The following is an 11,349-nucleotide window of genomic DNA, read 5'->3' on the forward strand; positions in this document are numbered from 1 at the left end:
ACCCACGGCGAGAAGGACTCACAGATCCCGTTGAAATGGGCGCTGCGCACCTACGAGCAACTGATCAACAGTCCTAAACGCGAGCTGAAAATCTTTACCGAGCGAGAAGGCGGCGTTCAACATTCCAGCTTCGATAACAGCATCAACGCCGGGCATTACATCGCCGACTGGATCGCCGAGACCCTGGGTGGCCGCACCGCCTGAATCACCTGACTCGGCACACAGCAAATCGCCGGATAACCACAGGGTCATCCGGCGTTTTACATTAACAGGTTGATGGATTGATCTTGGATAACGATTTAGCGGCCTAATAAAGCAGGCCGAACATCTAGGCGATAATACTCGCTATAGAGATGTGTCAAATGATCAATCAACGTGGTTCCTTTACGCCCGATTTCGAACGCTGGCAGCGTAAACGTCGCGTCGTTGGAGAGCACTCGCTCCGTACTGTTCCAGGGGAGCAGTTGCCGCGCGGAAAACAGTGGACACCACAAGCGCTAGTAGCAAGGCCAATAACACCAGCATTTTATTAAAATTCGAGTAGGGCAAAAACCCTGCCTGGCGTTATATGTGTGAATATAACTGCCGGTTGGAGACGCGTTTATGTGCAAGAAAAACTGGAATTAATCGATATCGTTCATCTAAGCAGGAGTAAGATCCTCGCCGATCGTCACGTACAGCAATCTATAAATCACGATAAAGGCCGAACCCTGAGCCTTGATCGCACCTGGAAATAACACTCTCAATGGATTTTCGAAAAGACATTAATGGACTGCGTGCCATCGCCGTTATTGCAGTAATGTTGTTCCACTTCAATCCTTCCTGGCTTCCCGGTGGGTACGCAGGCGTCGATATATTCTTCGTGATCTCCGGCTATTTGATCACCGGCATTATTTTTCGCGGCTTGCAAAAAAATAGCTTCAGCCTGGTCGCGTTCTATTCGTCCAGGGCTCGACGCATCATTCCCGCTCTAGCGGCCATGTGTTTAGTACTTTTGCTGTACGGCTGGTTCTATCTCCTACCACTTCAATACGGCGAGCTAGGCAAACACATCGCCAGTAGCTTGGGTTTCTTCTCTAATGTGGTTTACCGGGCCGAGGCCGGTTACTTCACTACTGGCGCCCAAGAAAAATGGCTGCTTCATACGTGGTCGCTGTCGGTGGAATGGCAGTTCTACATGATTTATCCCATTGCCCTACTACTGTTGAGCAAGATGATTGCTTTTCCTGTGCTGCGCAGGCTCGTGCTGGCCGCCTGCGTGTTGGGCTTCATATTCTGTGTGTACTCATCGTTCCGATCTCCGGAGCGAGCTTTTTACCTACTGCCTGCGCGAGCCTGGGAATTACTGGTGGGCGGCGTCGCATACTTGTTCCCGATCAAGCTACAAGGGCTTAAGCAACGCTTGCTGGAAAACGTCGGCTTATTGATGATTGTCCTGAGTTTCATAATACTCTCGGAAAAAGACGTCTGGCCCGGCTATCTATCGTTACTACCGGTGCTCGGCACGATGCTAGTGATCGTCTCTGCACGCCAGGACTCGGTGCTAACCAACAATCCGTTCTCGCAATGGGCCGGCAAACTCTCGTATTCACTCTACCTATGGCATTGGCCTGTGGTTGTGTTCATGAGCAATGCCGGTTACTTGAGCGATTACCGCAATGCTGTGCTTGGACTTGCGGCTTCGTTCGCGCTGGCGTTGGTGTCCTACACCCTGATCGAAAAAAGTCCGGTGAAAAAGAGCCCATACCACTGGAAATTGAGCACTGTCAGCGCGCTTATCGCGCTGGTGTTTACCGGTGCAGTCGCAGTCAATGCAAGCAACGGTGCTGTCTCGCCCCTTCGTGCCATCAGTAGCTCGGACAGAGCGCACTTCGTTGTGGATTACGCCGCAATGATAGGTACCCTGTATGAAGCCTACTGGCTCAAGTGCGATGCGTTTTCCGCTTTCAACCAGCGAGGCCAGTCTGCCATTGACCCTGGTTGCATCAGTAAGCAAGGTGAAGGCGGCGTATTCCTGTGGGGTGACTCCCACGCGCAAGCACTGTCCAAAGGATTTAGAACCTCGCTACCCAAGGAAACGGCGTTCTATCAGGTCGCCTCCGCAGGCTGCAAACCCAGCCTGACCGATAGCCTTGGCTTCAAAAGCCCGATGCGCATAGCCTGTAACTACTCAAACCAAACCGCGCTAGATAGCATTCAGAACCTTCGCCCGGACGTAGTGGTGATTGCACAAAAAGACGAGCACGATAAAACTAACTGGGACGAAATTGCCATCCAACTAAAAAGCTACGGGGTCAAGCACGTAGTGCTAATCGGCCCGATGCCAGAATGGAACCCCTCACTTCCCAGCGTCATCGCCAACCGGCACTGGGGCACAAACGACTCGCACATCACCGACCCTGCCCTCGACCAAGATGTCATAAGAACCGACCACCTTATCCAAAGCTCCATTGACCACAACGTCGTCAACTTCGTCTCGTTGATCGACAAATTGTGTGTCGCCAACTCGTGCTTGGTGCGGCTGCCGGACGACAATTCACTACTGCAATTCGACTCCAGCCACCTGAGCGAAAAAGGCTCGATATACGTCGTGAAGAACTACGTACTGCCAGAGCTTGAAAAATTCAACTGACAAAACCCTGAAGTGAGCGCGAGCTTTCGTGAACTGACCCATTGCTGACGAAGATGGCTGGGCGTATCTAGGTGCATTAGGGGCAAACATCACAAAGCTGAGACCTGAGTTTGACCCTCGTACTCACGGCTACAAGAAGCTAAGTGATTTGATCAAGGGTCAGCTCAGTGACGGATCGCCGCGGCGTGTCACTCGCCCCGAAGAAATACGTGAGTGGAACCGCTGAAACGTCCGCCCGACATAAGCAGCGAGGCAAATAAACAGGTGGTTAAGCAGGTAGGTCTTTGTGACAACTGTTAACTCATAAACCTGCTTATGCTTGGGCGAGGATGCTTTGCAGCAACCCCGAACGCTACCGCTAAGGCAAAGAATGAGATGCCGCTCCGATGCCCGCCGGACAGATGCTCATTGCTGCGTCTACTGCAGCTCTATAGTTTGGCCCGCAGATAGATCTCCGCCCCATGCCACCGTAAGTTGTCGAACGCCTACGCACTCTGGTGTGCGATTTGGCGCTAAGTGCGGAGCATCAACGACGACGTTCATGCAGACTCCTATCTGATAGATCGCTCCAGCGACGAAGGGCCGTTGACTCTCAGGAGTGTGATCGCTATCGATTAATGCTACAGGCAGGTTTGTCGTTCGCTATGGAAAATTTGATGCGCAGGTGGGTAAAGTGGGTTTGTTTTAGCTGATTGGCTATTTGTGCAGCGCTTCCATTAGCACTTTTCTTTTTTCACATATGTATTATGTTCTTTAGAAGGGTTTTGAGTTGTTTCGAAACAGGCGACTTGGTTGCGCCCATGCGCTTTTGCTTCATACAGTGCCAAATCCGCCTGTTTGAACCATTCATTGAGCAATATTGGATTATCGAACGCGGTTAGACCGATGCTTAAGGTCGCAATGGTCGTCTGTTTTTGACCAAATACAGCGTCAGCAACGTTTATCCTCACCCTGTCAAGTACCTGAAAGGCGGTCACCCTATCGGTATCAGGCAGGAACACACAAAACTCATCTCCACCGAATCTCGCGACAATATCAGTGGGACGCAGGTTAGACCTGAGTGCGCAAGCCACATGTCGCAGCACTTCATCCCCAACAAGGTGGCCATGCGTGTCGTTAATCTGCTTGAAATGATCCAGGTCTAAGAGTGCGAGACAGCCGTTCGAGACACCATGCACGCGGCGTTTATATGCATTTTCGAGCAGCGCGTTCCAGTAACGACGATTGTAGAGACCTGTCAGGCTGTCGGTCTCACTCAACTCACGCAACACCTCACGGTTCTGCCCTAGCCGGAGCGCCAGTTTGTATAGCGTCCAACCTATGACCAATGGTTGGATAACGATCATCGGTATCGACGAATAGACCACCAAGGGCGTGCTATAAAACGAGAAACTTAAGCCGAATGTTGCGACGGAGACGGCGATTCCCACCATTTTGGCCAGCCAGCCGCGTAATACGAAGGCCATCCCGCCCGTAGCAACGTTGTTCATTGCCAGCATCGAGAGCATCACCACGCTAGGGACCAAGTTGAACCCTATAGCGGCGACCCAAAACGCGGAGAAAGCTGAATCAAGCAAGACACTGCGTCGTTCAATATGCGCGGGATGTTCGGCGGATCGTGCTAGTAAAAAGGCCATCCACGGCCAAACGAAGCAAAAAGTGATGAGCAGTGCCCAGATGAAAGGTGGACGACCTTGCTCCCAAAACACCCCACCGACGCAGAAAAAACCAGCGGCCAGCCCTATCGCCCGAGGCATCAATGCACGTTTTGCGAACGCTTGGCTTCTGTTCCTTGCTCCGAATGAACTCGTCATTACTGTATCCATACATTCAGATTATGCAGCTACGGCCTCGCTCAAGCGTTGGCCAAATCGAGCATAAAAATTTATGCACGCTCGACAACCTAACAGACCTATCGGCTTGTATCTCAAAATACCATCATTTGTGGAGGGAATGCTCCTGGAGGCTTGTAAGCTGTAACAGCATCGGCATCCCTGATTCTGCGGCTCAGTTTCCCCTGTCAACGTTTCAACCTGCCCCTCACGGTGCAACATGCATGACTCGGGGTCTGGTTGATTCGCCATTTCTTACCAGTATCGAACTTTCATCGACTATCATCCGCCAGCTTTAACTAGCGCACTAAGCGTCCGGCCAACATAGCTTGCGTGATTTGCGTATTCCACGCCCATGTGGCCGACGCCTACCTGTTCGCCATCGTCAATTGGTCCGCGACCTCACGCCCTGGCCGGCTGTCTCCGCCTTCCAGAAACGCGTTGGCGCCCGCCCAAGAACGCACGATCTTCGGGCGTCAGTAGCCTGAAGGCCAGGCATCGAACTCCTGCTTGAAAGTGCTCAGTCTGCGCTGCGCGAAATGGCGGAAGGTAGCGGGAGTCGAACCTGCCCGGGAGCGGATGCCGTCCCCAACCGGGTTTGAAGCCCGGCCGCGCCACCGGGCGCGATTGCCTTCCTTGAAATCAGTCTCCAGTGCTTTGTGCGAGTGCATTGTCCGGGCGGATGCGGCGTTGCTCGCCGAGCCGACGGGTTAAGCCGATACGGTCGAAGAACTCAAGAATTTGGATACTGCGCTTGCGGCCGATGCCCACTGCATCGCGAAACGCGGCTGCCGGGATGGCTGAGTTATCGGCAGCCAGTTGCAACAGCATAGCTGCCAGTTGGCGCACCGTGGCGTCAGTGTAAAACAGGTCGCGCACCACTTGATGCACCTGCCCCAACCGTGCCAGTTTGCGCAGCAGCAAGCGCACGGCGGCTTCGTCACGATGAATTGCGTTGGCCAGACCACGCACCCAAGGTGGATCGAAATTCGACTGTTCGAGCAGTGGCTGCAACTGCTGCCACAAGGTCGCGTCTTCTTCACTCAGGCACACCTGATGTTCGGGTAAATGCAGCCAAGGGCCGCTGGCGGCAATGGCGCCGCCGGCCAGCAATTCGTCGAGCAGGCTGATGAAAGTCGGTCGGTCCAGGGGCATAGCTGCGAACCGGCGCAAGCGATCTCGGTCTGGCCCCAACTGGTCCGGTTCGAGTTGGTGAAAGCGAGTCAGTTGTTCCAGCAACATATTTTTCAAGGCCTGCCAGCGGGAAGCGCTGAACAACCGCGAGCCTTGACGCGTGGCAATCACAAGGACATCGGCCGGCAATTGCCATGTGGCGCGCAGGCGATTGAACTGACGCTCCAGACGTTGTGGCTCAAGCCCTGCGTCGCTGTTGGCGAGCAACGTCGGCAAAACCTGTTCCAGGCTGTCGGTGTCGGCCAAGGCTTGCAACTGTGTCAACCGAGCCGGACTACGACGTTGGCGCGCCGGTGCAAACGGGTCCAGCACCCGCCCCCCGCCAAGGGTGCGCTGCGCGCTCTGGTCGCGCAGAACCAGGCGATCACCCTGCACCGCCTGCACGGGTGCATTCAGCAACAATTGTGCGAACATTCGATGCCCCGGCGCCAGGCTTTCACCCTCCAATAATGCGACCCGGGCGGTAACATCTTGAGTGCCCAGGTGTACATGCACCGGGCTGAAGTGTGTAAAGGCGCGGGTCTCGCTGGCAAGTAGTTGCATGTCGATGTCCAAGCGCTGGGTGGGCGCATACAGCCAATCGGCCAGCAACCAATCGCCACGGTGGATCTGCTCCAGGGCCAGGCGCTCGGCGCTCAGGTTTAACGCCAACCGTTGCCCGGCCCTTCCTTCGACGGCGGCCTGGTTCTGCGCATGCAGACCGCGCACCCGCACGGCCTTGCCGGCTGGGCCCAACAGCAGTGTGTCGCCCACTGTCACCTGTCCGGCCAAGGCGGTCCCGGTCACCACAATACCGGTACCTGCAACGCTAAAAGCACGGTCGATGGCCAAGCGGAAACCGCCACAGGCACTGCGTTGCTGGACTTCGCGCTGCGCATCCAGCAACACCCGGCGCAGGGTCTCGATACCCTCCCCGGTCAGGCTCGACAGCACGATCTGTTGCGAGCCAGCATAGGGACCGGCCGCCAGCAATGCTTCGACCTCGACCTGTACCGCCTGTACCCGGATCGCATCGACGCGATCACACTTGCTGATCGCCACCAGCGCCCGAGGGATGCCTAGCATCTCGATGATCGCCAAATGCTCGCGGGTCTGAGGCATCACTCCGTCATCCGCAGCCACCACCAGCAGCACCAAGTCAATGCCCTGGACACCGGCGAGCATGTTGTGGATGAAGCGCTCATGACCGGGCACGTCGATAAAGCCGGTAAGCGCCGCCCTAGGCTCCAGCGCCGAGTAAATGAAACCCAGATCGATAGTGATGCCACGCTCACGCTCTTCCCGGCGGCGGTCACCGGACTGGCCGGTCAGAGCCGTGAGCAAGGTGGTCTTGCCATGGTCGATATGCCCAGCAGTACCGACGATCACCCTGCCCGACCCTCCCCTTGCAGTTGGTCAAGCTGGGTCAACCAAGCCATCTCGTCGTCCAGTTGGCGCAGGTCCAACCAAAGGGCATCGTCGTTGATACGACCGAGCACCGGAATGGGCAATGCCCGCAATGCCGCCTCCAGCCCCTGCAACCGCCGCCCGCGCAGCCGTTTGGGCGCGTGCGGCGTCAGGCACAACGCGGCGCTGGGCAATCGGGCCACCGGTTGGCTGCCGCTGCCGATCATGCTCAACGCTGGCAATGCCGCCACGGCCCAACCGTCGCCCAATACCTGGGCCAGTAAAGGGCGCAGGCGTTCGGCCTGGGCAAGGATATCGGCTTGTGGACGGGTGAGCAGGCGCAAAGTGGGCAGGCGTTCGGCCAGGCGTTCGGGGTCGCGGTACAGACCCAGTACCGCTTCGAGGGCGGCCAGGGTCAGTTTGTCCACACGCAGCGCACGCTTGAGCGGGTTCTTCTTGATTCGCGCGATCAGGTCTTTGCGGCCTACGATCAGTCCGGCCTGGGGGCCGCCCAGCAACTTGTCACCGCTGAAGGTCACTATATCGGCGCCATCGATCAGCGCCTGAAGCACAGTAGGTTCTGCGGGCAGTCCCCAGCGTGTCAGGTCCAACAGACTGCCGCTGCCCAAGTCTTCTAGCAATGGCAAGCCGTGGCGGTGGGCGAGTTGCGCCAGTTCGACGGTCGGCACCTGAGCGGTGAACCCCTGAATACTGTAATTACTGGTGTGCACGCGCATCAACAGACCGCTGCGCGGGCCGATGGCCGCTTCGTAGTCACGGGCATGGGTGCGGTTGGTGGTGCCTACTTCATGCAGCTTGACCCCGGCCCGGGCCATGATGTCGGGACTGCGAAATGCACCGCCGATTTCGATCAGCTCGCCACGGGAGATAATGCCTTCTTTGCGCGCGCCTAGGCTGTTGAGCGCCAACAACACAGCAGCGGCGTTATTATTGACCACTGTCACCGCTTCTGCGCCGGTCAGCTCACGAATCAAACCTTCGATCAAGTCGTCGCGGTCGCCGCGCTTGCCGGTTTGCAAGTCGAATTCAAGATTGAGCGGATAGCGGGCAGCCTGGTGCACGGCCTCGATGGCTTCCTCCGGCAACAGCGCCCGACCGAGGTTGGTGTGCAGCACGGTGCCGGTGAGATTGAACACCCGCCGCACCCGACTGGCGTGCTGGTTTGCCAGGCGCTCGCCTGCCCTGCCCGCCAATACCTGCGCCGTGAGTTCAACGGCGTCAAGTTGGCCCAGGTGTACCGGATCGCGCAGATCATCAAGCAATTGCCGTAGAGTGGCGAGCAATGCATCGCGACCATACCGTTCTGCCAGTGGCTGGCAGGCGGGACTATGCAGCAGACTGTCAACCGAAGGCAGGCGCGGGGGGCTGGAGGCAGGATTGGGCATTCAGGGCTCCGGGAAAAAAACGGGATTTCTGACTCCACATGGTCTTTGTGGGGGGCGTGCACACAGGTCATTTGAGTGTAGCCGCTGTGCTCAACTGCCCCCCGGCGCGAGCATCAGGTTCGGCGCTTGGCGTTGGTAGCCTTCCATATCCAGGCGCATGTCCAACGTCAGGCTGGTCAGGTCCGCTGAAAGAGCCTCGGCTTCTGCATCATTTTCCAAGTAGAGCAGTTTCAGGTAACTGTTACAGCCGGGGCAGATTTCGGCCCGCAGTGGCGCTTGGTTGGCTGCATAGCGGTCATCTTCGAAGCTGGCGTATTTCAGCCCCTTGCTCTGTTCGCAGTAGATGCATTTGACCCGCACCACATGCCATTCGCAGGCACACAACGAACACACCAGGTAGCGCAACCCGTTGTATTTGCCTCGGTGGCGAATCACCCCGGCCATGGCTGGCGAACCGCAGGCCGGGCATTGGCCGAGACTGTCGCAAGGCTTCAGGTCCATGGTTGGCATGTTCAGCAACCAGTGGCTCCAGGCGGCCTGCAAGGCGGCGCCGAGAAACGGTACCAGTGCTGCGGGCAACCCCTCAAACTGGCCGCTGAGCAAGGCGATGGCCCACGCCTTGCGCTGCCCGGCACTGGCGTTGTGCAAGGTCGCGATGGCTTTTTGCACCGGCGGTTGGGGCGGCGGCGGGTAACGCATCAGCAAGGCGTCCAGATACGGCTGCCAGCCGTCCTCGCGCACCAGGCTGTCGGCGGCCAGCGGCGGCAAGCCATGTTCCTGGCATAAACGCAGGCGTTCGGGGTCTGGGGCTTTCGTCGTCGGCGGTTGGTCCAACACGCTCTGTTGGACGCGGCAAAGAGTGGCGATCAGTGTCAGATAGTCGACTAGCGGGTGCCCACTGGCCAACTGCTCCAAACGCTCGGCGCGTAAGGTGAACAGATTGTGCGGTGGCAGGTACAGAAACGGCAGCGCGCTGGCTGATGCTTCGATCTGTCCGGGCTCGAGTATCGTGCTCAAGGAATCATCCTTTTTTCGTGACGCGACTGTCGGGCGCCTCATCGCGAGTCACCTCGCGGTACCAGAGCCCATGGTGTTTCTTCGCCCAGGCGTGGCTGACCCAGCCATGCAGCATGGCGTTCACAGAACCCTTGATCCAAATGCCGGCGTAGATATGCACGATGATGCTTAACACCAGCACAAAACCCGCCAGTGCGTGCAGCAGCATGGCCATTCGAATGACCGTGATACCAAAGTAAGCGCTGAAATAGACGCGCCAGATCACCACACCACTGAGTAACAGCACCAGCATGCAGGCCAATAAGGTCCAAAACAGCAGCTTCTGTCCGGGATTGTACTTACCGATTGGCGGTACGCCCTCCTCCTCATTTCGGATCACCCGACCCACTCGCTTGAGCCATAGCCGGTCATTGGCGATAAAGAAGTTAGCCCGCCAGAAACGGATCACCAGTCCCATAAACAGCAGGAACATCAGTGCGCCCATGAACGGATGCAGGATTCGGGTCCAAGGCCCGCCACCAAACAGGTTACTGAGCCAGAACAGCGCCGGATGGAACAGTGCCATCCCCGACAGGCTGGCCATGAAGAACAGAATCGCCACCAGCCAGTGGTTGGTGCGTTGATTGGTGGTGTAACGCAGGATGGGTTTGTGGCTCATGGTCGGTCCTCCCCGCGAGAATCTGGGTTATGCGGATCATAGGTGTGCACCGCTGGGTCGACCTCGTGCACGCTGGGGTCCTTGCCCGGTAGGTGTTCGTCTTCCTCGACCCGCTGCGGGCCGATGCGTACGTAATGGAAGAATCCAGCCAGCACCGCCGCCCCCATGGCCAACAACGCCAGGGGTTTGCTCACGCCTTTCCAGAGCCCCACGAATGGACTGATCACCGGATCCTTCGGCAGCCCCGCGTACAGCGTCGGGTCGTCGGCATGGTGCAGAACGTACATGACGTGAGTACCACCGACCCCGGAAGGATCGTACAGCCCCGCGTGCTCGAAGCCCCTAGACTTGAGGTCCACGATGCGTTCGGCGGCGTGCTCTTTCATGTCCTCCTTGCTGCCAAACACAATCGCGCCAGTCGGGCAGGTCTTGACGCAGGCGGGCTCGAGTCCCACGGCTACCCGGTCAGAACACAGCGTGCATTTATAGGCCTTATGGTCCTTCTGCGAGATGCGTGGAACATCGAAAGGGCAACCAGTAATGCAATAACCGCAGCCGATGCAATGGTCCTGGTTGAAGTCGACAATCCCGTTGGCAAGTTTGACGATTGCCCCAGGGCTCGGGCAGGCCTTCAGGCAGCCGGGGTCGGCGCAATGCATGCAGCCGTCCTTGCGGATCAGCCACTCCAGGTTACCCGCCGTGTTTTCGTGCTCAGTGAAGCGCATCAACGTCCAGGTTTCGGCGCTGAGGTCTTGGGGGTTGTCGTACGTTCCGTGGTTGTGGCCGACCTCGTCGCGCAATTCGTTCCATTCCGAACAGGCGACCTGACACGCCTTGCAACCGATGCACTTGGTGGTGTCGATCAGCTTGGCCACTTCCTCTTGCTGGCGCACCGAGGGCGGCACGGTGGTGGTGGCCGAACGGGCAATAATGTCTTGGCTGGACATCTAGATTTTCTCCACATTGACCAGGAATGACTTGGATTCCGGAGTCTGGGAATTGCCGTCACCGAGGAACGGAACGAGGGTATTGGTCAAGTAGCCATGCCGGGTGAGCCCGGTAAACCCCCAGTGCAGCGGGATGCCGACATGGTGCACGGTCTGGTTATTGACCTGCAGCGGACGGATCCGCTTGGTCACCACTGCCACGGCCTCGATATGTCCGCGTTTGGAACTGACCCGCACCCGGTCGCCCGCGACGATGCCCTTCTCCTTGGCCAGAACT

General features: G+C 57.5%; 8 protein-coding genes, 1 tRNA gene and 2 pseudogenes. 3 read left to right on the forward strand and 8 right to left on the reverse strand.

Annotated elements, in window-relative coordinates:
• From M0974_RS09800 to M0974_RS09810, 3 genes and pseudogenes are all read left to right on the forward strand, one after another.
• Positions 1–204: pseudogene (locus M0974_RS09800) on the forward strand (alpha/beta hydrolase); the annotation flags it as partial.
• Positions 205–745: 541 nt separating this feature from the next.
• Positions 746–2,632, forward strand: a complete 1,887-nt coding sequence (locus M0974_RS09805) for an acyltransferase family protein (RefSeq protein WP_297835751.1) — start codon at positions 746–748, stop codon at positions 2,630–2,632.
• A gap of 40 nt (positions 2,633–2,672) precedes the next feature.
• Positions 2,673–2,892 (forward strand): annotated as a pseudogene (locus tag M0974_RS09810) (OST-HTH/LOTUS domain-containing protein); the annotation flags it as partial.
• A 456-nt stretch (positions 2,893–3,348) separates the two neighbouring features.
• Here M0974_RS09810 and M0974_RS09815 read toward each other — a convergent pair.
• From M0974_RS09815 to M0974_RS09850, 8 genes are all read right to left on the reverse strand, one after another.
• Positions 3,349–4,446: a diguanylate cyclase gene (locus M0974_RS09815; RefSeq protein ID WP_297835753.1), complete on the reverse strand. Its 1,098-nt coding sequence runs from the start codon at positions 4,444–4,446 to the stop codon at positions 3,349–3,351.
• 558 nt (positions 4,447–5,004) lie between these two features.
• A tRNA-Sec gene (locus tag M0974_RS09820) sits at positions 5,005–5,100 on the reverse strand.
• 6 nt (positions 5,101–5,106) lie between these two features.
• Positions 5,107–7,026 carry a selenocysteine-specific translation elongation factor gene (gene selB, locus M0974_RS09825; RefSeq protein WP_297835755.1) on the reverse strand — a complete coding sequence of 640 codons (1,920 nt, stop codon included), beginning with the start codon at positions 7,024–7,026 and terminating at the stop codon, positions 5,107–5,109.
• Positions 7,023–8,450, reverse strand: coding sequence for an L-seryl-tRNA(Sec) selenium transferase (gene selA / locus M0974_RS09830; protein WP_297835757.1), 1,428 nt, complete (start codon positions 8,448–8,450; stop codon positions 7,023–7,025). The genes selB and selA overlap by 4 nt, the downstream gene beginning before the upstream one ends.
• 90 nt (positions 8,451–8,540) lie before the next feature.
• Positions 8,541–9,467, reverse strand: a complete 927-nt coding sequence (gene fdhE, locus M0974_RS09835) for a formate dehydrogenase accessory protein FdhE (RefSeq protein WP_297835759.1) — start codon at positions 9,465–9,467, stop codon at positions 8,541–8,543.
• A gap of 4 nt (positions 9,468–9,471) precedes the next feature.
• Complete coding sequence (locus tag M0974_RS09840) at positions 9,472–10,125, reverse strand: formate dehydrogenase subunit gamma (RefSeq protein ID WP_297835760.1); 654 nt, start codon at positions 10,123–10,125, stop codon at positions 9,472–9,474.
• Positions 10,122–11,072 carry a formate dehydrogenase subunit beta gene (gene fdxH, locus M0974_RS09845; protein ID WP_297835762.1) on the reverse strand — a complete coding sequence of 317 codons (951 nt, stop codon included), beginning with the start codon at positions 11,070–11,072 and terminating at the stop codon, positions 10,122–10,124. The genes M0974_RS09840 and fdxH overlap by 4 nt, the downstream gene beginning before the upstream one ends.
• Positions 11,073–11,349: molybdopterin dinucleotide binding domain-containing protein (locus M0974_RS09850; RefSeq protein WP_297835764.1), on the reverse strand; the 277-nt coding region annotated here is incomplete at its 5' end. It abuts the gene before it with no gap.

The sequence above is a fragment of the Pseudomonas sp. genome, from assembly GCF_026224925.1.
Taxonomy (GTDB): Bacteria; Pseudomonadota; Gammaproteobacteria; order Pseudomonadales; family Pseudomonadaceae; genus Aquipseudomonas.

Excerpts from the sequence above, each read along its gene's own strand:
- M0974_RS09805 (WP_297835751.1), top strand. The coding sequence starts at position 746 with ATGGATTTTCGAAAAGACATTAATGGACTGCGTGCCATCGCCGTTATT.
- M0974_RS09815 (WP_297835753.1), bottom strand. The coding sequence starts at position 4,446 with ATGACGAGTTCATTCGGAGCAAGGAACAGAAGCCAAGCGTTCGCAAAA.
- selA (WP_297835757.1), bottom strand. The coding sequence starts at position 8,450 with ATGCCCAATCCTGCCTCCAGCCCCCCGCGCCTGCCTTCGGTTGACAGT.
- M0974_RS09840 (WP_297835760.1), bottom strand. The coding sequence starts at position 10,125 with ATGAGCCACAAACCCATCCTGCGTTACACCACCAATCAACGCACCAAC.
- fdxH (WP_297835762.1), bottom strand. The coding sequence starts at position 11,072 with ATGTCCAGCCAAGACATTATTGCCCGTTCGGCCACCACCACCGTGCCG.